Source organism: Synechococcus sp. RC10A2 (assembly GCF_047502605.1).
Genome location: NZ_JANSHP010000042.1, coordinates 196,255 through 218,625, shown reverse-complemented (window position 1 = coordinate 218,625; position 22,371 = coordinate 196,255). Strand labels below are relative to the sequence as shown.

At 64.4% G+C, this 22,371-nt stretch carries 21 protein-coding genes and 1 tRNA gene; 9 read left to right on the top strand and 13 right to left on the bottom strand.

Annotated elements, in window-relative coordinates:
• Positions 1 to 23 precede the first annotated feature (23 nt).
• A complete protein-coding gene (locus tag NW848_RS05285) occupies positions 24 to 1,562 on the top strand; it encodes a YifB family Mg chelatase-like AAA ATPase (RefSeq protein ID WP_414510652.1) in 1,539 nt (512 codons plus the stop codon).
• A gap of 5 nt (positions 1,563 to 1,567) precedes the next feature.
• On the opposite strand, the gene NW848_RS05280 is transcribed toward NW848_RS05285, so the two are convergent.
• The 9 genes from NW848_RS05280 to NW848_RS05240 all read right to left on the bottom strand — a co-directional run bounded on the left by NW848_RS05280 (position 1,568) and on the right by NW848_RS05240 (position 10,393).
• Positions 1,568 to 2,665, bottom strand: coding sequence for an acetoin utilization protein AcuC (locus tag NW848_RS05280; protein WP_414510651.1), 1,098 nt, complete (start codon positions 2,663 to 2,665; stop codon positions 1,568 to 1,570).
• 114 nt (positions 2,666 to 2,779) lie between these two features.
• Positions 2,780 to 4,366 (bottom strand): Hsp70 family protein, encoded by a 1,587-nt coding sequence (locus NW848_RS05275; protein WP_414510650.1) that lies wholly within the window; start codon positions 4,364 to 4,366, stop codon positions 2,780 to 2,782.
• A complete protein-coding gene (locus NW848_RS05270) occupies positions 4,344 to 4,865 on the bottom strand; it encodes a hypothetical protein (protein ID WP_414510649.1) in 522 nt (173 codons plus the stop codon). Before NW848_RS05270 ends, NW848_RS05275 begins: the two co-directional genes overlap by 23 nt.
• Position 4,866: 1 nt before the next feature.
• A complete protein-coding gene (locus NW848_RS05265) occupies positions 4,867 to 7,416 on the bottom strand; it encodes a WD40 repeat domain-containing protein (protein ID WP_414510648.1) in 2,550 nt (849 codons plus the stop codon).
• On the bottom strand, positions 7,417 to 8,940 hold the full coding sequence (locus NW848_RS05260) for an AAA family ATPase (protein WP_414510647.1): 1,524 nt from the start codon (positions 8,938 to 8,940) through the stop codon (positions 7,417 to 7,419). It lies immediately after the preceding gene.
• A gap of 21 nt (positions 8,941 to 8,961) precedes the next feature.
• Positions 8,962 to 9,549, bottom strand: coding sequence for a 4Fe-4S single cluster domain-containing protein (locus NW848_RS05255; RefSeq protein ID WP_414510646.1), 588 nt, complete (start codon positions 9,547 to 9,549; stop codon positions 8,962 to 8,964).
• A 5-nt stretch (positions 9,550 to 9,554) separates the two neighbouring features.
• Complete coding sequence (locus NW848_RS05250) at positions 9,555 to 9,770, bottom strand: DUF2997 domain-containing protein (RefSeq protein WP_414510645.1); 216 nt, start codon at positions 9,768 to 9,770, stop codon at positions 9,555 to 9,557.
• 14 nt (positions 9,771 to 9,784) lie between these two features.
• Positions 9,785 to 10,135, bottom strand: a complete 351-nt coding sequence (locus NW848_RS05245) for a DUF1257 domain-containing protein (protein ID WP_414510644.1) — start codon at positions 10,133 to 10,135, stop codon at positions 9,785 to 9,787.
• Between the two features lie 182 nt (positions 10,136 to 10,317).
• Positions 10,318 to 10,393, bottom strand: a tRNA-Ala gene (locus NW848_RS05240).
• An 84-nt stretch (positions 10,394 to 10,477) separates the two neighbouring features.
• On the opposite strand from NW848_RS05240, the gene NW848_RS05235 reads away from it, so the two are divergent.
• The 4 genes from NW848_RS05235 to NW848_RS05220 all read left to right on the top strand — a co-directional run bounded on the left by NW848_RS05235 (position 10,478) and on the right by NW848_RS05220 (position 13,181).
• Positions 10,478 to 10,807: an extracellular matrix/biofilm biosynthesis regulator RemA family protein gene (locus NW848_RS05235; protein ID WP_414510643.1), complete on the top strand. Its 330-nt coding sequence runs from the start codon at positions 10,478 to 10,480 to the stop codon at positions 10,805 to 10,807.
• An 81-nt stretch (positions 10,808 to 10,888) separates the two neighbouring features.
• Positions 10,889 to 11,830 carry an LCP family protein gene (locus NW848_RS05230; RefSeq protein WP_414510642.1) on the top strand — a complete coding sequence of 314 codons (942 nt, stop codon included), beginning with the start codon at positions 10,889 to 10,891 and terminating at the stop codon, positions 11,828 to 11,830.
• On the top strand, positions 11,827 to 12,630 hold the full coding sequence (locus NW848_RS05225) for an H-X9-DG-CTERM domain-containing protein (protein WP_414510641.1): 804 nt from the start codon (positions 11,827 to 11,829) through the stop codon (positions 12,628 to 12,630). The genes NW848_RS05230 and NW848_RS05225 overlap by 4 nt, the downstream gene beginning before the upstream one ends.
• Positions 12,627 to 13,181: an HDIG domain-containing metalloprotein gene (locus NW848_RS05220; protein WP_414510640.1), complete on the top strand. Its 555-nt coding sequence runs from the start codon at positions 12,627 to 12,629 to the stop codon at positions 13,179 to 13,181. The genes NW848_RS05225 and NW848_RS05220 overlap by 4 nt, the downstream gene beginning before the upstream one ends.
• 12 nt (positions 13,182 to 13,193) lie before the next feature.
• Here NW848_RS05220 and NW848_RS05215 read toward each other — a convergent pair whose 3' ends face one another.
• Complete coding sequence (locus NW848_RS05215; protein WP_414510639.1) at positions 13,194 to 13,910, bottom strand: hypothetical protein; 717 nt, start codon at positions 13,908 to 13,910, stop codon at positions 13,194 to 13,196.
• A gap of 225 nt (positions 13,911 to 14,135) precedes the next feature.
• On the opposite strand from NW848_RS05215, the gene NW848_RS05210 reads away from it, so the two are divergent.
• From NW848_RS05210 to NW848_RS05200, 3 genes are read left to right on the top strand one after another with little or no spacing between them, the layout of a single operon-like run.
• Complete coding sequence (locus NW848_RS05210; protein WP_414510638.1) at positions 14,136 to 15,035, top strand: tyrosine recombinase XerC; 900 nt, start codon at positions 14,136 to 14,138, stop codon at positions 15,033 to 15,035.
• A complete protein-coding gene (hslV, locus tag NW848_RS05205) occupies positions 15,032 to 15,577 on the top strand; it encodes an ATP-dependent protease subunit HslV (RefSeq protein WP_414510637.1) in 546 nt (181 codons plus the stop codon). Before NW848_RS05210 ends, hslV begins: the two co-directional genes overlap by 4 nt.
• Positions 15,574 to 17,307, top strand: coding sequence for a putative ABC exporter domain-containing protein (locus NW848_RS05200; RefSeq protein ID WP_414510636.1), 1,734 nt, complete (start codon positions 15,574 to 15,576; stop codon positions 17,305 to 17,307). The genes hslV and NW848_RS05200 overlap by 4 nt, the downstream gene beginning before the upstream one ends.
• A 57-nt stretch (positions 17,308 to 17,364) precedes the next feature.
• Here the strand turns inward: NW848_RS05200 and NW848_RS05195 are convergent, their stop codons facing one another.
• Complete coding sequence (locus tag NW848_RS05195; RefSeq protein WP_414510635.1) at positions 17,365 to 17,625, bottom strand: helix-turn-helix domain-containing protein; 261 nt, start codon at positions 17,623 to 17,625, stop codon at positions 17,365 to 17,367.
• Between the two features lie 142 nt (positions 17,626 to 17,767).
• Between NW848_RS05195 and obgE the strand changes: the two genes are divergently transcribed.
• Positions 17,768 to 19,045, top strand: a complete 1,278-nt coding sequence (gene obgE / locus NW848_RS05190) for a GTPase ObgE (protein ID WP_414510634.1) — start codon at positions 17,768 to 17,770, stop codon at positions 19,043 to 19,045.
• 24 nt (positions 19,046 to 19,069) lie between these two features.
• Here the strand turns inward: obgE and NW848_RS05185 are convergent, their stop codons facing one another.
• Both NW848_RS05185 and NW848_RS05180 read right to left on the bottom strand, forming a co-directional pair.
• Positions 19,070 to 19,393, bottom strand: a complete 324-nt coding sequence (locus NW848_RS05185; RefSeq protein WP_414510633.1) for a UPF0175 family protein — start codon at positions 19,391 to 19,393, stop codon at positions 19,070 to 19,072.
• Positions 19,394 to 19,404: 11 nt separating this feature from the next.
• Positions 19,405 to 22,182 (bottom strand): UPF0182 family protein, encoded by a 2,778-nt coding sequence (locus NW848_RS05180; protein ID WP_414510632.1) that lies wholly within the window; start codon positions 22,180 to 22,182, stop codon positions 19,405 to 19,407.
• Positions 22,183 to 22,371: the final 189 nt, after the last annotated feature.

Sequence of the window (22,371 nt, the reverse complement as noted above, 5' to 3'; positions counted from 1 at the left end):
CCTTGCCGAATCGATGCGCTACGATGTTCGCTCGGGTCGAAAGCGCGGCGCTGCACGGTATCGACGCCTTCACCGTGCAGATTGAAGTCGACCTACAGCAGGGCACGCCATTTTGGACACTGGTCGGGCTGCCTGACACGGCAGTTCAGGAGTCGCGCGACCGCGTGCGCACCGCGATACGCAATTCGGGGCTATACTTCCCGCTGCTGAAACTCACGGTGAACCTTGCGCCCGCCGATGTGCGCAAGGAGGGTCCCGCCTACGACCTGCCGATGGCAATCGGCATCTTGGCGGTCTCCGAGCAGGTTCCGTTAGACGCGCTGGAGGGCACGCTGATTGTCGGCGAGTTGTCGCTGGATGGCGGCGTGCGCCCTGTGAACGGCGTGCTATCGATTGCCCTGCACGCGCGCGAGTCGGGCAAACGGCGGCTGATTGTGCCGCAAGCGAACGCGGCGGAGGCGGCGGTCGTCGGCGGCATCGAGGTGTACGGCGTGGAGACGCTGCTGGACGCCGTGCAGTTGCTGATTAACTCCAAGCACAAGTCGCCCACGCGCGTGGATGTGGACGCGCTGCTGCGCCAGCCCGCCGAGTACGAGGTGGACTTCTCGGAGATTCGCGGGCAGGAGCAGGCGAAGCGCGCGCTGGAGATTGCCGCCGCAGGCGGGCATAATGTGCTGCTGATTGGTCCGCCAGGGTCGGGCAAGACGATGCTGGCGCGGCGGCTGCCGACGATTCTGCCGCCCTTGACGCTGGAGGAGGCGTTGCAGACGACGCGCGTGTATAGCGCGGCGGGGCTGCTGCCCCCGAAAACAGGGCTGATGACCACGCGCCCGTTCCGCTCGCCCCACCACACGACCTCCTACGCCGCGCTGGTGGGCGGCGGCAGTATCCCACGCCCAGGCGAAATCTCGCTAGCGCACAACGGCGTGCTGTTTCTCGACGAGTTGCCTGAGTTCAAACGCGATGTGCTGGAGGCGATGCGCCAGCCGCTGGAAGACGGTGTTGTGTCGGTCTCGCGCGTGCAGGCGGCGGTGCAGTTCCCTGCCCGCTGCATGCTTGTCGCCGCGATGAATCCGTGCCCCTGCGGGTTCTACGGCGACACGCACCAGACCTGCCAGTGCAGCCCCACGATGATACGCAAGTACCTGCAGCGCATTTCGGGACCGCTTTTAGACCGCATCGACATCCACTTGGAGGTGCCGCGCCTCAAGCAAGACGAGTTGCTTACTTTGCAGCCGGGCGAGCCGTCGGCGGCGATTCGCGAGCGAGTCGTGCGCGCCCGCGAGCGGCAACTGGAGCGACTGCGCCCGTATGGGCTTGTGTGCAACGCGCAGATGAGTTCCAAGCTGGTGCGCGAGCAGTGCCCGATTGGGGAAGACGCGCGGGGTTACTTGCGCATGGCGGTACAGCGGCTGGGACTGAGCGCACGCGCCTATGACCGCATCCTCAAAATCGCCCGCACCATCGCCGACCTGGAGGGTTCGGAGTCGATTCAACTCTCCCACATCGCCGAGGCGGTGCAGTATCGAAGCATCGACAGGCGGTTCTGGGGAAGTGGGTAGCGTCGTCAGAGTAGTCTCCAGTACCGCTGCCAGAAAGTGATTTGCGTTTCGGCGTAGCGGCGGGCAAAGTGCAGGTCGGCGGGGTCAATCGCAGGTGGCTCGTGGTCAGTCAGTGTCGGAATGCGGTCGTGCCAGATGAACGATTCGGGCGTTTCGTCGGGCAGGTCTACCCCCACGAGCGTCGCAATCGCGAGCGTCCACATGCGCGGTACGGTGGTCAGGTTGTAGCCCCCGCCGCCCAGCGCAACGATGGGGATGCCCAGCGACTTCGCCCACTGCACCCCACGCAACCAGCCCTGCGCCGTCAAGCACAAATGCCCCAGCGGATCTAAGTAGTGCGGGTCGCAGCCCATCTGCAGCACGAGCGCGTCGGGCTGGAACCGTTCAAACGCGCGGGGCACAACCGCCTCGAACGCCTGCCACCAGAGCGCGTCATCGGTGTAGGGCGCGAGCGGGATGTTGACCGATGTGCCCTCCGCCGCGCCCTCGCCCAACTCGTTCGCCTCGCCTGTGCCAGGAAAGAGCCACCTGCCCCCTTCGTGAATCGAAACGGTCAGCACGCTGGCGTCGTGGTAGAAAATCCACTGCACGCCGTCGCCGTGATGCAGGTCGATGTCCAAGTACGCCACGCGCTCGAACCGTTCGCGCAGGATGTGGACGGCAATCGCTGGGTCGTTGAAGACGCAGAAGCCGCTGGCACGGTTGGGCAACGCATGGTGCAGCCCGCCCGTGATGTTGATGGCAAGCGGCACGCCGTCGCGCACGGCATAAGCGGCGGCGACCGTCGCACGGGTGTATGCCAGCGCCGCCTCCCACATGCCTACAAACGGCGGGTTGTCGCCGTAGGGCGAGAAGCCCCAGCGGTGCGCGTCCAGAATCGGCGCGCCTGCACTCAGCTGGCGCACCACCTCGATATACTCAGGCGTGTGGACGCGGCGCAGTTCCGATTCGTCGATGGCGGGCGGCGTCTGCCGGTCCAAGTGCGCGGTCAGCCCGTACGCCTCCATCAAGGCGCGTAGCAACATCAGCCGCTGCGGTTTCAGCGGGTGCGACTCGCTGAACTGGTACTGCTCGATAACCGCGTCGTAAAAAAATGGCGTCATCGTAGGCAGTATACCCGTGCCTTACGGAGATTCACCACCCCCAGTTGGTCGAGACAGGTTCCCCCGCCTGCTGCGTGAGAGAGGGTTGGCGGTGAGGGCGCAGCCAAGCCGAACTCAAGTCAACCTGACCACGGGGTAGTCCTCCAGCACGAGGCGCATGGTGCGCAGGTCGCGCACGGTGATTAGCAGTCGCTTGTTGGCGTCGATGGCAAACAGCACTTCGAAGCACGGCTCGCCGCGCTGGGCAGGCGGGTTCACTGTCAGGAAGGTGGGCGCGTGTTCGTTCATCCAGAACCGCGTGCGCTCGCGCTGCTGATCCTCCGAGAGGGCGACCACCCGCGCCGCGCCTGACGGGTCGAACACCAACTCCAGCGCGGTTGCCGCCGTGCGCGGCTCGCCCATCTCGAAGATGTCGATGCCCATCTGCGTTTGCCCTGTGTAGGTGGCTTTGACGACCACGCGGCGGATGGGTTCGCGCGTGGGGTAGGGCGTGCCGCGCGGCACGAGGATGTGGTACTCGTACTCGCCTGTGCGCATGTTGCGGTAGCGCAGGGCGTAGTCGTGCTGGATGTAGTCGTAGAGGTCAATCCCTGCGACGAAGGCGGCTGCCCCACGCGCGACGGCGTCCAGCGGGCGGTTCAGACGCACGCGCTCGCTCCCGAAGATTCGGCGCACCATCTGCTGCACCGACGGGATGAGGCTGCTGCCGCCGACCATCAGCACGGCGCGAATCGCCGATTCGGGGTAGCCGCGCTCGTGGGCGTCGGTGAGGGCGCGTTGCAGCGTGCGGTGGATGTGCGTATACGCGTCGTGCTGTTCCAGCAGCGCCTCGAACTCGGCGCGGGTGAACTCGGCGTCCAACACTTCGCCCGTGCGCGGGTGCATGACGCTTAGCGACGCCCGCTCGCGGAACGACAACGCCTCTTTAACGCGCTCGCACTCGGTCAGCAGCAGTCGGCTGATGTCGCGAATAGGCTCCTCGTGGTCGCCGCGTCCGTTGCGTCGCAGCACTTCCTGATACAGCCACGCATCGAGGGTTGCGCCGCCGAGTTCCGCGCCTGCCTTGCCCAGCACGCGGCAGCGTCGCCCCTGCGCGGCGTGCGCTGCCTCTTCCACCAGCAGCACGGCGACATCCAGCGTGCCCCCGCCGAAGTCGAACACGAGGTAGACATCGTGCGGGTGCAGGTCTACCCCGTAGCCCAGCGCGGCGGCGGACGGCTCGTCAATCAGGCGCAGGCGCACGAACCCCGCCGCCTGCGCCACATCGAGCAGCCAGTTCTCGTAATGCTCGTATGCCTCCACAGGCGTCGTGCAGGCGATTTCCTCGTCGTCAGACAGCCCCAGTTCGGCGCGAACGCTGAGGATGACCGCCGTCAGGAAGTCGCGTCCCGCCTGCTGCGCGCTGATGGGCTGCCCATCGATGGTAACTGTGCGTGGGCTGCGCTGCGCGATGTAGCGCTTCATCCAGCGGAAGGTGCGCGGCGAGTCGTAGAGGTTGCGCTGTAGCACTTGGTTGCCAATCCACTGGCGTTGCGCGTCGTAGTGAATCAGCGACGGGATGCTGGGCGTCGGCTCGATTGCGGGCGCGGGGGTCGCCATCCGTCCGTAGTCGGGCACGAAAAGCGGCTCGGCGGCAAAGCCGTTCCACACAGCGACGACCGTGTTGCTTGTGCCGAAGTCAAGCCCGATGCGTCCCGCCATCGTGTGCCTCCACGCCTGCTTTGCGCAGCCGCTTGCCCTTGTAGACGACGCCCGCGAGGCGCACGATGACGAGTTGCCCTGCGTGCGGCTCCGCGTCGGCGCGGAGCGGCATGTGCCGTTCGGGGTCGTAAGGCTCCACCGCGCCGACGGTTCCTTCCATGTGCACCTGCCACGCTTCGAGGGCGCGGAAGAGGTGGCGTGCGGTCTTGAGGGGCGCGTCAGGGGGCAGTGCGCCCTGCTCAGCGAGGTGCAGTTGCGCGTGCAGGTGGCTCAGCGGCGTCGCCAGTTCCGTCAGCAGCGTCTCCAGCGTGGCGTCTGCGGCGGCGGTGGCGCGGGCGTGTTCGGTCTGGCGGGCGTACTCGGCGTGGCGGCGCGCCTGCTCCAGTTGCGCCTCCAGTTCCTGAATGCGCAGGCGCAGGTGGGCAACCTCGCGCGCGGCGTCGGGCGTCGCCGAGTCGCCTTTGCCGAATAAGCGTCGCCACAGGGTTCGCAGTGCCATCTCAGGGCGCCTCGACTTCGATTTCGATGTCGTACTCGCCGACGCTAAACACGGGCAGGTCGAACTCCAAGTCGATGTCGTAGCGGATGTGGTGCTGCGTCAGCAGGCGGATGAATTCTACCCACGCACCGAGGTCGCCGTCGTTGCGGGGTTGGTCTTCCAGCCATTCGAGGTCGCGCCCTGCGAGGTGGGCGGTGGGCGTTTCCAGCAAGCGTCGCAGTGGGGTCGCCCACAGGCGCACGATGTTGGGCATGGCGATTCCCAGCACATCGCCGCTGGGGGCAAGGCGTGGAGCAGCCCCCACCCCAACCCTCCCCGCACGCGGGGAGGGAGCCTCAGCCCCCACCCCAACCCTCCCCGCATGCGGGGAGGGAGGCTCGGCTCCTCCCCCGTGTACGGGGGAGGTTAGGAGGGGGGCAATCGCTCCGTGTGCATCGAAGTTTACGCGCTGCACAGGGGCTGGTTCAGGCGGTCGCCACAGGGCAATCTCGCCTGCGCTTGCGCCCAGCAGCACCCGCCCGCCCGCCGCCCACTGGAGGTGCAGCACCGCACCCTCCAGCGGCTGAAGCCTAACCTCCTTGCCAACGCGCCTCAGGTTGCCCTGAAAGGTATGGAGTTGCACCGCGCCGTCTCGGAACCCAACCGCTACGCAGAATCCCCCATCGGGGCTTTCGGCAACCGCCAACGCTTGTGCGTACCGATTGTGGAGGATGTATCGCTCGTACTCGCCGACTTTCACGCCGACAACAGCAATACGCTCGCCAGAGTCGCTCAGCACCTCAACACCTGTGAAGGAACCGCGCGACGACCATGCGGCAACGCCCCCGTCCAGCGCCACCAGCACTCGGCTGCCTGTGCCGAGGGCGCAATCGTAGACAAGGCGCGGGCGGATTTCGCTGACCCGCTGCCACCGCCCCGCCAGTTCCCACACCTCCAGCACGCGCTGGTGCCGACGGCACAGCAGGCGATGCCCCTGCGGATGGAAGCGCAGGTCGTTCACGGCGACCGCCTCCGCGCGCTGCCGAAGGTGCAGTTCGGGCAGCGTGAAAAAGTGTAGGTGCTTCGCATACGCCGCGACCAGCAGCGGATGGACGGGGTTCGCGCACAGGCTACGCAGGCGGTCGGGTATCTTGGCGATGCGCACGCACCGTCCTGAGTTGAGTTCGTAGACCTCGATGCGGTTCGAGCGTCCCACGATCAGCCACTTCCCGTCGTGGCTGAAGTCGATGGCGCGAACCTGCGCCTCGCCCTGCAACGCAAGCGTGCGCCATTCGGTCAGCATGTCGGCGTGCAGCGGCAGTTGGGTTGGGGGCTTGAGGCGCATCGCATAGGTCGCCAGCGTCTCGAAGAGTCGCTGCTCCTCTTCGGGGAGCGCGCGGGCGTCCCATCGCACGACGGCGAGCCGTTGCAGCAGTTGCCACGCCCAGCGCGGGGGCGCGTGGAGCGCGAGCCGCCACAGGTCGCTCCAGCGCTGCTGGCGCGTAAGCATCTCCAGCACGGTGTGCCACTCACGCTCGGTCAGGTCGCGAGCGCGCTTGCGCAGGTCGCCGCCTGTCAGCAGGCGCATCAGGTCGGCGCGTCCCGTGCGCCGCGCGTGTTCCAGCAGCCGCTGCTGCAGCGTCGGCGGAGCCGCCAGATACGCCGCCGACAGCAGCGCATGATCGGGGTCTAACGCCTCGTAGCGGTCGAACTGCTCCGTGAGGAACAGCACCAGCGCTTGGCGCGTGGCGTCGCTGGGCAGGTAATCGTGCCGCAGGATGAGCGACCGCGCCAGCGCGTCGTCGCGCTCGATAAAAGCGTCGCAGAGCGCGTCGATGGCGGCAGGCTCGCGCAAGCGTCCCAGCAGTTTCATCGCGCGTGGCGACAGCACAGGGTCATCCGCATGGCAGATTTGGAGCAGGATGCGCACGACTTCGGGGCGTGCAAGGTTCACGGCATCGTCCACCTCGTTCAGCAGCGCGGTATAGACGCGCAGGTCTGTCGGCTGGGACGCCACCCAGCGCTGCTCGCGAATAAGGTTCTCCAGCACTTGGGTGGGGTATGCCTCGCTGCGTTTCCGAAAGTCCAGCCACACTTGGCAGATTTGGTGGATGGCGCGCTGGTGTCGCACGCTGCGCAGGCTCTGCAGCGCGGTTTGTGCAAGGTCAGGCTTCTGCTCGGTCGCCGCATACTCCGCGAGGATGGCAACAGCGTCGGTGTCCCCTGCCTCCACCAGCGGGCGTAGTCGCTGCAAGAGGCGTGCGCGGAGCGTATCCCGCAAAAAGAGGTCAATCAGCGAACCAATCAGCATCCCACCGACCCGAAACGCGCCGCGTACAAGGAGATAGGTCACCGCAAGTACCACCACCCCCAGCGTCGGCACGCTCAGACAACCCATCACATACCAGAACGGCGAACCGCCCGACGCGACTAAAATCCCTGTGGCAACCATCGCGAGAAGTCCAGCAACCGGTCCACAGTCATCGCCAAGTTGCTTCCCTCCCTGTTCGCCGAGCGTGCGGTAGTCGCCCAGCAGCCGCGCGCGGTACCAGCGCTCGTCTTCCCGACGCATTCAGATAATCCCCTCCAGTTGCAGGGGCACGAACTGCTTTTCTGCCTCCTTGAGTTCTTGGAACGAGGCGGATTGCGCCCTGCCCTCGCGCAGCCACTGGCGCAGCGACTCAATCACCTCGCGCTGGGCAACCGACAAGGGCACTTGCCGCTTGAGGCTCTGCAGGATGTCGTCGGTGGTGAACTCGCGGTTCTCGCTGAAGCCCAGATACATCGCGTCGATAACCGCCTGCTCAATCTCCGCGCCGACATAGCCTTGCGACTTGCGGGCGAGCGCGTCCAGGTCGTAGTCGCTGGGGATGCGCCCGCGCTTGCGCAGATGCACCGCGAAAATCTCCTTGCGCTCCTCAAAGGTCGGCAGATCCAGGAAAAACACCTCGTCGAAGCGTCCTTTGCGCAGCAGTTCTGGAGGCAGGCTCTGGATGTTGTTGGCGGTGGCGACCACGAACACGGGCGCGGTCTTCTCCTGCATCCAAGTTAGGATGGTACCGAACACGCGCGTGCTGGTGCCGCTGTCCAGCCCGCCGTGCGCGAGCGCCTTCTCCATCTCGTCGATCCACAGCAGGCAGGGAGCGATGGTTTCAGCGAGGCGTAGGGCGCGTCGCGTGCGCTCCTCCGATTCGCCCACGAGGCTGCCGAACAGCGCGCCGACATCGAGGCGCAGCAGTGGCAGCCGCCACAGCCCGCCGATGGTCTTGGCGACGAGGCTCTTGCCCGTGCCAGGGATGCCAATCAGCGCGACGCCTTTGGGGGCAGGCAGCCCGTACTCGCGCGCCTGCTGCGTGAACGCCCGCTCGCGCAACCGCAGCCACTGCTTCAGCACGCCCAGCCCGCCGACATCCTCAATCGTCTCGGAGACCGAGTAGAACTCCAGCGCCTCGCTCTCGCGAATCACCTGCTTTTTCTCTTCGGTGATGAGCGCAATATCGCGGTCGTCCAGTGCGCCGTCGGCGACGATGGCTTTGGCGAACACGCGCTGCGCCTGCGCTGCCGTGAGCCCCAGCGCGGCTTGCAGCAGTTTCTCGCGTCCCAGCGGGGTCAACTGCGACTTCACGCCAGGCGTCTGCAGCAGCCGCTCCAGCACGGCGTCCAGCTCCTGTGCGCTGGGCAGCGGCAGCTCCAGCGGCACGGCTTCGTCGCGCAACTCAGGCGGAATCTGCGCCGTCGGCGTGGTGACAACAATACTCTTGTGCGTGTATTTGAGCCGCTGGGCGACATTGCGCAACTTGCGTTTGACCTGCGGGTTCGCCCACGCCTCGTGGAAGTCTTTCAGCACAAACAGCGCGCTGCCGTCCCACTTGTCGATTTGCTCCAGCGCGGTGAGCGGGTCGCGGGCGCTGGGCAGCGCGCCCTGCACATTCGCCACCGCTTGGAAGCCATCCGCCACATCCCAGCTGATGCACGGGCGACGCATCCGCTCGCACAGTTGGCGCATCAGCTCCAGCGCGCGCTCCTCTTCAACCGTCGTCAGCACAATCAGCGTAAACCGCGCCCGAATGTAGAGTTCCAGCTCGTTGGTTAGCATCGTGCGACCCCCGTTTCATTGTTATTGCCACCGAAGCGGGTCAATCCCGCTAATCACGACCGTGCCGTCGGGTTCGATAATCACCTCGCTGACGGGCGTGAGCTGTAGGTCGTGCAGCCCGTAGCGGGGGGTGAGCAGGTGGACGGTCTTGTTCGCCGAGCCGCGCAAATCGCGCGCCAAGCGCAGCCGCTCGTCGTACCGCCCCGCAATCAGCACATCGATGCACGACAGCAGCGCGGCGGTCTCGCGGAACCGCTGGATTTCGTCCCAAGTGTAGCCCGTGAAGACCAGCACGCTGAGGTCGGTCTCCGCGCGGACGCGCTGCAGCAGGGCGAGCAAGGCGGGGCGTTGCTGGAACGGCTCGCCGCCGCTGACCGTGATGCCCTCAATCGTGCCCTGCAGCGCACGGATGCACTCGAACAGCTCGTCAACGCCTACCCACTGCCCGCCGCGAAAGTCGTGCGTTTCGGGGTTAAAGCAGCCAGGGCAGCCGAGCGTGCAGCCCTGCACCCACACGACGGCGCGGCAGCCAGGTCCGTTCGCGCGACTGTGCGGGATGAACGCATGCAGGCGCAGGCGACGCGAACGGCGCGCCCCCTCAGCCGCCATCGAGGCTACCCCCTGCCCGTGTGCGCGGTCTCGCGTGCCGCAACTTCCTCCTGCACGGTTGAAACGGCGTCGGTGGTCATCGTGCGCGACTCAATCTGGTTGCCCAGCGCTGCCTCCAAGTCGCGCGTGATGTCCAAGCACTTCGCGCCCTCCGCGCCGAAGACCTGAATCTCGACGCGCCCGTCAGGGTGGATAATCACCTCAACCTCTTCTACGCGCATAGTCGTCCTCCTTATTAGCCGACGCGCCGCAGCAGCAGGCGCACGCGCCCGTTCGGTTCGCGCTCCTCCGACGCCAGAGTGAACCCCTGCTCGCTAAGCTTCGCCATCGTCGCATGGTAGGCGTATCGCGGGGTGAGCTGCTTGAGCATCTCTTGTGGCTTGTTGCCCATGCCCCAGAAGTCGCCCACCAACTCGTAGGCGTCGCCGCGCTTGCTGAAATGCACTCGCCGTCGCAGGAACCCTGGCAGCTCGACGCGCACCTGATCGCCCCGCTCCACCTCGTAGGTGTAGCCGAGGTCGTCCAACGCCTTCGTCAGGTACTCCTGCTCCACCATCTGCGTCCGAATCCGCGTGATGTGGGACATCGTTTCTGCCTCCTGCGAATAATTACGGAAAACACAGGGGAGATTCCTGCAAGCGTTTGGAGAAAAATGAGATTTTGTGGAACACACTGTCTATGCGGAATAGAACGCTAGACTCGTATCGGAATCGCACAGGCAACACCCCACCCGTAGCCGATTGGCGTTCCAAGTGTACAAGGGAATGGTGGTGGAGCGGAGGGGATTCGAACCCCCGACCTCTAGAGTGCGATTCTAGCGCTCTCCCAGCTGAGCTACCGCCCCACGGCAGCGTATATTATACCATGCCGTAAGCGCAGGATTCAAGTGGCAGGAGTCGCGCCATTCCCACCGAATCACTTCCCTGCCATGATACAGGACGAACGAGTATCGTCGCTGCCCCCGCTATTGAATGTGGGCTTTTATAACTTCGTGCTGACGGACAAGATTGTCGCGCTGGTGCGCATCGATTCTGCGCCTGTGAAGCGGTTGGTGCAGCAGTTGCGTCGGGAGGGAACGCGCCTGATTGACGCCACGCAAGGACGGCGCACCCGCTGTGTGGTGTTCCTAAGCAGCGGGCAGATAGTGCTGTCCGCGCTGACGCAAGAGACGCTCGCTAAGCGGCTCAGTCGCCCAGAAGCCCTCTTTGCGCCCGAACCGACCGAAGAGGAATTGCCAGAAGCGGAGCCTGCTGAGTAGCCCCGCAGGGTACAATCTACCCGAACAATGCGCACGATTAGCAGGCAAGGGACGGCGACGCCGAAACGGCGAGCCTCTCGGATGAGGCGAGTATTCTGGGCACTCTTCTGGCTCATGTTTTGGACAGGCGGGCTGGTGCTGGGAACCGCGCTGGGCTATCTCCATTTCGCTAGCGAGGGAACCGTCAGCCGCGCCGTCGTCGCCTACATCACGGGCGAGACCAAGCCCGAAAACGCCTTCCCCGGCAAGCGCAAGCTCACCATCCTTGTGGTCGGCGCGGACGAGAACCGCGATCACCGCAAGCGTGTGGTGGACACGATGGCGCGCACCGACACCATCCTCGTCGCGCAGGTGGATTTTGTTAACCAGCGCATTAATGCGCTCTCCATCCCGCGCGATACGCTCGTGCGCATCCCCCGCCACGGCTGGGGCAAAATCAACTCCGCGCACGCGCTCGGCGGTCCCCGCTTGCTGGTGGAGACCGTCAGCACCCTGCTGGGCAACCTGCAGATCGACGAAGTGGTCATCGTCAGCTACAAAGCCTTCGAGGAAGCCATCGACGCGCTCGGCGGGGTCACTATCGAGGTGGAGAAGCGTATGCGTTACCACGATAACTGGGGCGACCTGCATATAGACCTGCAGCCTGGCGTGCAGCGGTTGAACGGCAAGCAAGCGCTGGGCTATGTGCGGTTCCGACACACCGACAGCGACTTCCACCGCATCGAGCGGCAGCAGAAGTTCATGCGCGCGGTCAAAGAGCGGCTCAAAGACCCCAGTGTGTGGATGCGCGCGCCGCAGGTGCTGGCGGCAGGGCTGCGCCACACGCGCACCACGATGGAGTTCGAGCAGCTGCTCGCGCTCGCGCTCTTCGCCCGCCAACTCAGCGACGAGCAAATCCGTACCGAGACGCTGCCCGTGCGCGACGGCGCAGGCACAAGCCTCATCGTCAAGCGCGAGGAAGCGACCCAGCTCATTCGCGAACTCGGCTTCTGGGACACCGACACCTACTCCTACGCCCGATGAGACAGTCTGGACTGACGCAACTGGAAAAGCTCGCGATTGCCGTTGCTGTAATTGTGGTCGTTGCGATTCTCATTCCGCTCTACCGCCAACTGGTAGACCTCAAGCGCACGGCGGACTGCTTGTCGAACCTAAAAGACATTGCGACGGCGATTAACCTGTACCAGCTGGACTACAGCAACACGCTGCCGCTGGCGTACTACGCGAACCCCGACGGCTCGCCGCAGACCGACGCGGCGGGACGCCCGCTCACTTGGGTGCTGTGCATCAGCAGCTACTTGCGCCGCGACCTGCAGCGTGTGCTTCGCTGCCCCGCTGACCCTACAGGTGGCAGCACAGTCATCACCCACCCGCGCGACGCTAGCAAGACCCTGCGCCTCTCCTACGGCTTCTACGCGCCCTTGTCGGGCGCGCGCCTCGAAGACCTGCCCAACCCCAGCATCAGCGTGCTGATTGCCGACAGCCTTGCAGGGGGTCAGCTCGGCTCGCTGAACCCGAACCCGCTGCTGGGCGGCAACGACGGCTTCGTGCTGGGCTACAACGACGCGCTGCTCAAGCCGACCGATGACTCGCGCTTCATCACGCGCTTGGCGGTCTGGCGACGACGCGAGGACGGCAACTGGACGCCCGACAACCTGCGCAGCTTTCACAGCAAGGGCGTCAATGTGCTGCACGCAGACGGACATGTGGGCACACGCATGCGCGGCTTGCTAATTCTACAGCGCAACCCGCAAGGTAAACTCGAATCGCCCTGGACGCTACCCGAACCACGCAAGCAAGACGAGGCGGAGGCGCAACCATGACGCGCGACGAGGCTTGGCGCCTGCTGTGCGAATACACGCAGTCGGAGAACCTGCGCCGCCACGCGCTGGCGGTGGAGGCGTGCATGCGCTACTATGCCCGCATCTTCGGCGAGGACGAAGAACTCTGGGGCGTCGTCGGACTGCTGCACGACTTCGACTACGAACGCTACCCCTCGCTGGAGGAGCATCCGTTTCGCGGGATGGAGATTCTGCGTGCGCGGGGCGCGCCAGAGGTGATTATCCGCGCGGTCGGCGCGCACGCGAACCACACGGGCATCCCGCGCGAGAGCCTGCTGGAGCGCGCTATCTTCGCCTGCGACGAAATCTCGGGCTTCGTGATTGCCGTCGCGCTGGTCAAAGGGCGCACGCTGAGCGCAGTCACCCCCGAATCGGTGCGCAAGCGCATGAAGGAGAAAGGCTTCGCACGAGGAGTCAATCGCGACGACCTGCTGCAAGGCGCGGAGGAGTTGGGCATCCCGTTCGACGAGCATGTGGAGCATGTCGTGCGCGCGCTGCAAGGGATTGCCGACCAGCTGGGACTGAATCCCTGACGATACTCTCTCTCAACGCCTCCCCTCGCTCCGCAAAAACGAGTAAGTAGGCGTCTCATATATCCCGCCGTCAATGTGACCGTAAGTAGGACTCCTTCGCACATAACAATACCTCCGCCCTGTCAAAGTGTCCACTGCTAACAATTCAGAGTGTGCCCCCACAAAGCCTTGCCCGCTGACAACGGGCAACTCCTCAGAACGCGGCATATGCAACACCGAAAGCAGCACCCAACGCCCATCCTCCGTCACATCCAAAGGCAGGATGCTGTGCCACTCGTGCCGCCGACGCTCTATCACCACCCGCGAGCGCCCGTCCCGCCACTCCACCCACACCTGCTGAAGCCCTGCCTCCTGATGCTCTGTGGTGCTTATTGGCTCCACCCGCACCCGAACCCGCTGACACGGAGTATACACAAAGGCACGGTCGCCATCCATTCCAGAATCACCGTAACGATAGCGAGGATTGAGCATCTCCCAGTCGTTGTAGACCGCGTCCAAATCACGCCCCCGCAACACCCGACGACGCCCGCTTACCACATCTTGCTTGTACGCCACCACCTGATGGTAGCCACGCCGAAGCTCTGGCAAGTCCTCTTGATACCAGATGTGCCGACTGTCGGGATACCAACCAAAACGATGTACGCAGTAGGTACTCTCAGTCCCTGCAATCGGACACCTCAAGGTCGCCAAGCGACGCACGCGCCTTGTAGCGCACTCCACCACAATCATTACATCTCTCTATGTCGTCAGTGGAGCCGTAGCCGCACAGGAAGCGGCTGTCGGGAGAGAATTTGAGCCGATGCCAACGGGGGAGTACCAAAGGCTTGGAGTATGGCTGCACCTTGCCACAGTAGGTTGCCTCCAGATCTCTCTCACGCGGAGCTATCCACCCCAGCGCCCACGAAACAGGCAAGGACACAGGCTGCCCGCGCAACTCAGGTACAATTGTCCGCGATGCACTTGGACGAGGCAGTGGAACGGTTCCTGACGCACTTGAGCGCGACGCGCGCGCCGCACACGGTCAAAGCCTACGGAACCGACCTCGCGCAGTTTGCGGAGTATGCCATAGGCACGGGCATCGAGCAGGTACAGCACCTGAACGAGCGGCTCGTGCGCAGCTGGCTCGACTCGTTTCGCGCCGCGAGCCGCCGCACGCGCGAGCGCAAGCTCTACTGCCTGCGGGCGTTCTTCAAGTATTGCCGCACGATGGGCTGGATTGACCACGACCCCAGCGCGGGCGTCGCCCTGCCTGTGCAGAAGCGTCCCCTGCCGCGCTTGCTGACCCAGGCGCAGGCGGAGCAGCTGATGCAAACGCCTGAACCCGACTACGACCCTCTGCGCCTGCGCGACCGCGCGATTTTGGAGATGCTGTACGCGACGGGCGTGCGCGTCAGCGAGCTGGCGGGGCTGGACATCGACGCGCTGGATATGGCGCAGTCGGCGGCGCGCGTGCGCGGCAAGGGCGGACGCGAGCGCATCGTGCTGTTCGGGCAGGCGGCGCACGAGGCGCTTGCCGAGTACCTCCAACGCGCCCGCCCGCAGCTGATGAACCCCCGCACGCCCACCCGCGCGCTGTTTCTGAACGCGCAGGGCGGCAGGCTCACCACGCGCAGCATGCACCGCCTCGTGAAACGCTACGGCGCACAGGTCGGCGTTGCCATCAGCCCGCACGCGCTGCGCCACTCGTTCGCGACCCATATGCTGGACGGCGGGGCAGACCTGCGCACCGTGCAGGAACTGCTCGGACACCGACGCCTGACCACCACGCAGATTTACACGCACCTGACGCTGGACAGGCTGCGCCAGACCGTAAGCCGCGCGCTGCCCAGCCTCACGCTGGAGGACGACGAATGAACCCAACGATGCACGCCACAACCGTATTAGCAGTTCGTCGCGATGGACAGACCGCCTTCGCCGCCGATGGGCAGGTGACCTTCGGCGAGGTGGTGATGAAGCACACCGCGCGCAAAGTGCGCTGGCTCTACCAGAACCGCGTGCTGGCGGGGATTGCAGGCTCCGCCGCCGACGCGCAGGCGCTGATGGATCGGTTTGAGTCGAAACTGGAGTCGGTCGGGGGCAACCTGCGCCGCGCGGCGGTGGAGTTCGCCAAAGACTGGCGCACCGACCGCGTGCTGCGCCACCTGAACGCGCTGATGGTGGTCGCCGACGCCGACACGCTGCTGGTGGTCGCAGGCGACGGGAATGTGCTGGAGCCTGACGAGGGCGTAGTCGGCATCGGCTCAGGCGGGGCGTATGCGCAGGCGGCGGCGCAGGCGCTGCTGAAGCACACGCAGCTGACCGCCCGCGAAATCGCCGAAGAGGCGCTGCGCATCGCCGCGCGGCTGTGCATCTATACCAACGACCACATCACGGTTGAGGTGATGGACGCCCAATGACGCACACCGTCGCACGGGTGCTGGGGTATCTCACCCTGCGCGTGGTGGTCAACAGCATCCGTCGCGCGTTTGCCAACCCGCTCCGCGCCATCCTGACGACATTTGTGCTGGCGTTTTTCCTGTGCGGGTGGGGCGGCGCGCTGATTGGCTCGCTTGCCGAAAACCCCGCCGCACGCGCCCAGCCCGATATGCTCCAGCCGCAGCAGCTGATGCTCCGCTCCATCGGGCTGGTCGTTCTCATCCACTGGTTCTATGTGGTGTTCACGCTGCTGCCGTCCGTGTTTCGCCCTGCGTATGCGCTGGTGCAGGAGAGCGATGTGCATTACCTGTTCACCACCCCGCTGAAGCCGCTGACGCTCTTTCGCGGGATAATCCTCATTCGCGGGCTGTTCGGCGCGCTGTTTTTTCTGATGCTGTTGGCGGTCTATCTCCTGCTGTTCGGTGGCGCGCGGCTGCGTCTGCTGGCGACAGTGCAAGAGCCAGTCGCGCCTGCGATTGCGCTGCTCGGCTACCCCATGATGTACCTGCTGGTATTCAGCACGGCGTTGCTGTGGAGCATCGTGTTGGAGGCGATGGAGCTTACAGGACGCAGTGTGCGGCGGTGGGTGTCGCAAGTGCTGCTCGGTTGGGCAGCGATGAGTTTCGCGCTGACGGCGGGCTACTTGGTGTACCTGCGCCGTCTGCCCGACGAGTTCGCGTTTCTGACCGCGCTCGGCAAAGCGGTGGACTGGCTGCCAGCGTATGTGCTGCTGTTGCCTGTGCGCGGGTTGGCGGACGCTGCAATCGTGCTGTATCAGGGCTTCACGCCTGCGATGGGCGTCAGTTTCGTGCTCTGGCTGGTAGGCGTGCTGACCGCCAATCGGATGCTGGTGCGCTATCAGAACGCGCTCTACGAGGTGGGCGCGTTGCTGGCGCGTAGGGGCGCCGCCGCGCGCGCCTCGCAACGCGACCCGCTCGGAACCTACCTGCAGCGCAGGGCGGAACTTGCCGCCGCCAAGCCGCTGCGCACGCTGCGCTGGCTGGAACGGTGGACACCGCGCGGCGTGTGGGCGTTGTTATGGCGCGACCTGCTGATTACTTGGCGCGCCAGCGGCTGGGCGAACCTACTGATGATCGCGCTGATGGCAGCCGCACCCGTCGGACTCGCGCTGCTGGTTCACTACACCGCGCCCCCTGAACGCGATGTACGCCTCGTGTTGAAAATCGTCTACGCCAGTGCGCAGGCACTGACCGCCTTCTTCATCTCGTTCGGCGCGTTCTACGGCTTCACCGACATGCTCCGCCGCGTGGAGTGGCAAAAGCCGCTGCCGTTCTCGCCCCGCACAGTGATGGTGGTAGAGTCGTTGCCCAGCGTGGTCTTTTTTGCGGCGTCGCAGCTGCTCGCTGCGCTGGTCATCAGCCTGTGGTTCCCCAGCAACTGGCTATTCTGGCTGGGCAGCGGAATTGTGGCGACCACTTGGGCGACCGTGCTGATGATGGTGATGCTCGCGATTGCGCTCATCAACCCCGACCCGACCGACTACACGCAGCGGCTGCTGACAGGCGTGCTGATTGTGCCTGCGCTGCTGCTGACGGGCGCGCCTGGTGCGGCGATTTGGCTGCTAAGCGTCGCGCTGCAGTGGAGCGTGTGGCTGATGGTCGGGCTGGCATGCCTAACGAACTTTTTTGCGGCGCTTGCGCTAACCGCCTTCAACGGCGCACTCTACGAAAAGTTTAGCCCGATAGAATAACACAGGGGCAGGAAGTGCGCCTTCCTGCCCCGCTGACGGTTTGGGTATCCCCCCAGCTCAGTCTGCCGTCTCGCCGAAGAAGGCTTCCACAGGGATCAGCCCCAATTGCAAGGCGCGTCGCAGTAACTGCACACGGTTTTTCACATTGAGCTTCTTATAAATGTTGTCCAGATGGAAATCCACCGTGCGCTTGCTCCGAAAGAGCGCGTCCGCCACTTCCTGTGAGGAGCGTCCCTGCGCGATGAGGCTCAACACCTCGATCTCGCTCTTCGTCAGCCGTACCGGCTTGTTGCGGTTCTGCCAGTTCCATTGGCTCATCGTCGTTCCACCTCGTTCCGTGAGATTTCGCCGCCCGCAGGGGGTGTATTCCATACCCGCGTGCAAATTTCACAGTCGCTTCTCCCCATGCCCTCTTAGACACGCGAAAGCCCTTGTAAGTTCGTAAGCGGTATAATCCCTCGTGTTTATCGACGAGGCGGTGATTGAGGTGGAGGCAGGGCGCGGCGGGGATGGGTGCGTCTCGTTCCGTCGGGAAAAGCATGTGCCGCGCGGCGGTCCCGACGGCGGCGACGGCGGCGACGGCGGCAGCGTTATATTGGTCGCCGACACGCACCTAAGCACCCTGCTCGACTTCCACTACAAGCGTCGCTACAAAGCGGGCAGCGGCGGACACGGCAGCGGCAGCAATTGCAAGGGGCGCAACGGCAAGTCCATCACCCTGCGTGTGCCCGTCGGCACGCTGGTCTACGACGCCGACACAGGCGAACTGCTCGCCGACCTCTCGCGTCCTGGCATGCGGTTCATCGCCGCGCGCGGAGGTAAGGGCGGGCGCGGGAACGCGCACTTCGTCACCCCCACGCGCCAGACGCCCCGCTTCGCCGAAAAGGGGCTGCCTGGCGAACGGCGCACGCTGCGACTGGAGCTGAAACTGCTCGCCGATGTGGGCATCGTCGGCATGCCCAACGCGGGCAAAAGCACGCTGATAAGCCGCATCTCCGCCGCCAAGCCCAAAATCGCCGACTACCCCTTCACAACGCTTGTGCCCAACCTCGGCGTCGTGCGCTACCAAGACCAGAGCTTCGTCGTCGCCGATATACCAGGGCTCATCGAGGGCGCGCACGCGGGCGTCGGGTTAGGGCATCAGTTCCTGCGCCATGTGGAACGCGCGCGGCTGCTGCTGTACCTGCTGGATGTGTCGCCGTTTGCGACCGCGCCGCCGCTGGAGGCGTTCGAGACGCTTCGGTGCGAGCTGCGCCTCTACAACGCGGACTTGGCGCAGAAGCCTGCCCTCGTCGCGCTGAATAAAATCGACACGCTTGCTCCCGACGAACGCGCGGCGGTAGACGCCGTGCGCGGCGCGATTGAGGCGCAAGGCTACGAAGTGTTTCCGATTTCGGCGTACACGGGCGAGGGTATGGAACCACTGCTGGCGCGATTGGCGCAGCGCATCGCCGAGCTGCCCCCGCCTGAGCCGCTGCTGGAGCCGACGCCAGAGGTCGCTAAGCCAGCCCATCAGCCCACGCGCGTCTACAAAGACGGCGAGGTGTTTGTCGTGGAGGGCACGCTGCCGCTGGAGATTGTGCAGCGCACCGACTTCGGCAACCATGAAGCCGTGTTGCGCATGCAGAAGCGGCTCAAGGGGCTGGGCATCTTCCGCCGCCTGCACGAGCTGGGCGCACAGGAGGGCGACACCGTGCGGATTGGCGAGGTGGAATTAGAATACACGCCCGACGAATGAAGGTCAGTATTGTTGTGTCCAGAATCAGGGTGTCTCCGCTGCTCGGCGCTTCCATGCAGCCACCTCAGCCCTGACCTCCTCTATATCTGCCGAACCGCGACGAATAGGAACGCCCCGCTGTTGAAACTCTTCGGCAAGGCTCCACTGGTCGGTTCCCAACAGCTCTGCTGCCTTCGCTAAACTAATATGCTCGTCAAGGTACGCGCCGACCACAATCGCCCAGTGCAAGTCTGGGTCAGACTTCAGGGCGGTCAGGAGTATCTTGGAGATGCGTTCGGGATGCACCTCCCACAACTTTGCCATCTCATCCAACAGCCAGCGTGCTGCCACAGGGACAGTGTACCTCAAGCTGCAGCGCCTTACTGCCCCGCTTCCATCTGTTTCAAGATTGCCTCCAAGCGACGCATGCGTTCGCCGTAGGCTGCCCAGTCGCCGTTTTTGAGCGCGTCCTGCGCCTCGCGGTAGAGGCGATTCGCTTGCCGCGCCAGACTGCGCAGGTCAGCAGGCGCAGTCGGCGCGGTCGGCGGGGCGGTGGTCTCGCCGTCTCGCGCGACCCGCGGCGGCGTGCGACCCGCGCGCTCGGCAAGCAACAACTGCAGTCCCTCCTCCACCGTGTCCGTCATCACCACGCGGTCGCCGCTGGCAAGCACCACCTTCGTCAGCTCTGGAATGGCGCCCTCCGAACGTGCCCGCAAATAAATCGGCTTGAGGTACAGCATCGACTGCCCCAACGGCACGACCACCAGACTGCCCCGAATCACTTGCGAGCCTTGCTGATCCCACAGATTGACCTGCAGAGCGATGTCAGGGTTCTGGATAATCCGCGCATCGATCTGCTCGGGACCGTACACCAGACGCTGACTGGGAAAACGATACAGCACCAGTTCGCCGTAGCGGTCGGGGTCGCAGTGCGCCACCAGCCACGCCACCAAGTTTTTGCGCTGCTGCGGGGTGAACGGCAGGGTCAGCAGGAAGCGCGGCTGTTGCTCGCCGGGCAACTGCATAATCACATAGTAGGGCGTCATCGGTACGGTCTCGTTGTTCTCCAGTATTTCGCGGGCGATTGCCCACGCATCCGCCTTGTTGAAAAACACGCGGGCGTCGGTCGTGTTGTAGAGTTCCAGCAATTGCGCCTGCACCTCGAATAGGTCAACTGGGTAGCGCACATGCTCGCGCAAGCCCGCAGGCATCTCACTCAGCGGCTTGAACACGCCCAGGTACGCCCGCGCGTAGGCGCGGATAATCGGGTCGGTCCCGTCCGCGATGTAGAAGTTCACCGCGCCCGTGTAGGCGTGAATAGTCGCCTTGACCGAGTTGCGCAGGTAGTTGAACTGGCGCACGCCCCGATCGCGCGAGAAGAAGGGGCGGCTGTACGGATAGTTGCGCGTAAGGGTGTAGCCGTCGTAAATCCACACAATCTCGCCGTTGTGAATCACAGGGTAGGCGTCCTCATCCCAGCGCACGAATGGCAGCATCGCCTGCACGCGCTCGCGGATGTTGCGCCGAAACAGCAGGCGCGACTCGGCGGTCAGGTCGCCCGAAAGCAGGATGTTCTGATCCGACAGCCGTATTGCAAACAACATCCGCGTCAGCCAGCCGCCAATCGGCACGCCCCCATCGCCGCTGTAAGTCGTGTAGACATTCTCCTCGCCCCCTTCGCTGGTCGGGCGCGGATAGTCGAACTCCCTAAGCCGAGTGCGCACAATCGAGTAGCGGTCGAGGTTCTCGCCGAAGTAAATAGCGGGGTTTTTCAGGGTGATGAACTCACGGGTCTGCGGAGGCAAATCGCGTATCCAGAACACAGGCTGCCCCTCGGGAGTCGCCTCGTTTACAGGGTTCATCACCACACCGTAGCCGTGCGTATACAGCAGGTGCAAGTTCTGCCAGCGTTTTGCGGCGGGCGGCAGCCCCTCCAAGTTCAATTCGCGCACCGACAGCAGTACCTGACGCAGCGTGCCGTTCACCCGATAGCGGTCGACATCGATGTCCACGAATGCGTAGTAGGGCTTCAGCGCTTGCAGCCCGTTGTACACCTGCCGCAGCGGGCGGAAGTCCCACAAGCGCAGGTTCTCCAGCGTGCCCTCCGCCCCGCGCAGGTCGGTAGCCGTCAAATCCTCGCGCACATCTATCGGCTGCACGCGAATCGTGTCCAACTTATACGCGCGGCGGGTGAAGGTCAAGTGCCGCTCGATATACGCCGTCTCGCGCTCCAACTGGTTCGGCACAACCACGAACCGCTGCACCAGCGGCGGGTAGACCAGCGTCGCCGCAATCCAAAACAGCAGCACGACCGCGAAGCCGCCAATCGGCAGCAGCAGCCCCGCCCCACGCCGCAGGCTAATCAGGCACAACACCGCCGCAATCAGCAGCCCGAACACCGTAATCGTCAGAATCGGCAGCCGCGCATGCACATCCGTGTAGCCCGCCCCAAAAAACTGGTCATGCTCCGAAAACACCAAGTCGTACCGCGCCAGCCACAGATACCACGCGAACGACAACAGAAACAGCGTCGCCAGAATCAGCATGTGCGGCTTCACCGACGGCAGAAAGGTCGGCATCCCGCCCAGCCAGCCCAACGCGCGATTGAAATAATAGAACGCGCCTATGCCCACCAGCGCAACCAGCGTCGTGAAGACCACCAGCCCCGATACGAACGACAAAAACGGCAGCCGAAACACATAGAAGCCGACATCCTGCCCGAACAGTGGGTCCTTGACGCCGAACGATTGCGCGTTTTGGAACAGCATCAGGTCGTTCCAGTACGCGCTCGCGCTTAGACCCACGAACAGCGCGAACACCCCCGCGCCCAGAATCAGCAGGTAGTAGGTTCCCCGACGCACGGCGCGTGTGATGCGCACGATGCGCCCGCCGCGCACCGCCAAGTCGGGCGCGTCTGCCGCCCCTGCCACACGATTCGCAATCACCAAGTTCACCAGCGCGAACAGGAAAAAGCCAATCGCCGCCGCCAGAAACAGCACCCAGCGCAACGCGAGAATGCGCCCGAAAATCTGGGGGTACTTCACATCATGCACAAACCACAAGTAGTCCGTGTACAGGTTGACGAATGTGCCCCCAAACAGCATCACGAGCAGGACGACAGCAATGACGCCTGTCGCGATTCTCTGACGGGTTTCCATAAGAAGTATTGTACCCCGCGCGTGTTGGGTGCAATCTAAACGCGGTCAGTAGACAGTTTACGCCTAACTTTGCTTGCACACAGGCTCGCTCAGGCGCCTCACACCCACATAGCAATTCTACCCGCTACCAGCTTCCTGCACCCACTCAGACACCTCCACTTGGGCGACTCGGGCGCTCTTTAGCGGGGT

Excerpts from the sequence above, each read along its gene's own strand:
- NW848_RS05285 (WP_414510652.1), top strand. The coding sequence starts at position 24 with ATGTTCGCTCGGGTCGAAAGCGCGGCGCTGCACGGTATCGACGCCTTC.
- NW848_RS05280 (WP_414510651.1), bottom strand. The coding sequence starts at position 2,665 with ATGACGCCATTTTTTTACGACGCGGTTATCGAGCAGTACCAGTTCAGC.
- NW848_RS05275 (WP_414510650.1), bottom strand. The coding sequence starts at position 4,366 with ATGGCGGGACGCATCGGGCTTGACTTCGGCACAAGCAACACGGTCGTC.
- NW848_RS05270 (WP_414510649.1), bottom strand. The coding sequence starts at position 4,865 with ATGGCACTGCGAACCCTGTGGCGACGCTTATTCGGCAAAGGCGACTCG.
- NW848_RS05265 (WP_414510648.1), bottom strand. The coding sequence starts at position 7,416 with ATGCGTCGGGAAGACGAGCGCTGGTACCGCGCGCGGCTGCTGGGCGAC.
- NW848_RS05260 (WP_414510647.1), bottom strand. The coding sequence starts at position 8,940 with ATGCTAACCAACGAGCTGGAACTCTACATTCGGGCGCGGTTTACGCTG.
- NW848_RS05255 (WP_414510646.1), bottom strand. The coding sequence starts at position 9,549 with ATGGCGGCTGAGGGGGCGCGCCGTTCGCGTCGCCTGCGCCTGCATGCG.
- NW848_RS05250 (WP_414510645.1), bottom strand. The coding sequence starts at position 9,770 with ATGCGCGTAGAAGAGGTTGAGGTGATTATCCACCCTGACGGGCGCGTC.
- NW848_RS05245 (WP_414510644.1), bottom strand. The coding sequence starts at position 10,135 with ATGTCCCACATCACGCGGATTCGGACGCAGATGGTGGAGCAGGAGTAC.
- NW848_RS05235 (WP_414510643.1), top strand. The coding sequence starts at position 10,478 with ATGATACAGGACGAACGAGTATCGTCGCTGCCCCCGCTATTGAATGTG.
- NW848_RS05230 (WP_414510642.1), top strand. The coding sequence starts at position 10,889 with ATGAGGCGAGTATTCTGGGCACTCTTCTGGCTCATGTTTTGGACAGGC.
- NW848_RS05225 (WP_414510641.1), top strand. The coding sequence starts at position 11,827 with ATGAGACAGTCTGGACTGACGCAACTGGAAAAGCTCGCGATTGCCGTT.
- NW848_RS05220 (WP_414510640.1), top strand. The coding sequence starts at position 12,627 with ATGACGCGCGACGAGGCTTGGCGCCTGCTGTGCGAATACACGCAGTCG.
- NW848_RS05215 (WP_414510639.1), bottom strand. The coding sequence starts at position 13,910 with ATGATTGTGGTGGAGTGCGCTACAAGGCGCGTGCGTCGCTTGGCGACC.
- NW848_RS05210 (WP_414510638.1), top strand. The coding sequence starts at position 14,136 with ATGCACTTGGACGAGGCAGTGGAACGGTTCCTGACGCACTTGAGCGCG.
- hslV (WP_414510637.1), top strand. The coding sequence starts at position 15,032 with ATGAACCCAACGATGCACGCCACAACCGTATTAGCAGTTCGTCGCGAT.
- NW848_RS05200 (WP_414510636.1), top strand. The coding sequence starts at position 15,574 with ATGACGCACACCGTCGCACGGGTGCTGGGGTATCTCACCCTGCGCGTG.
- NW848_RS05195 (WP_414510635.1), bottom strand. The coding sequence starts at position 17,625 with ATGAGCCAATGGAACTGGCAGAACCGCAACAAGCCGGTACGGCTGACG.
- NW848_RS05180 (WP_414510632.1), bottom strand. The coding sequence starts at position 22,182 with ATGGAAACCCGTCAGAGAATCGCGACAGGCGTCATTGCTGTCGTCCTG.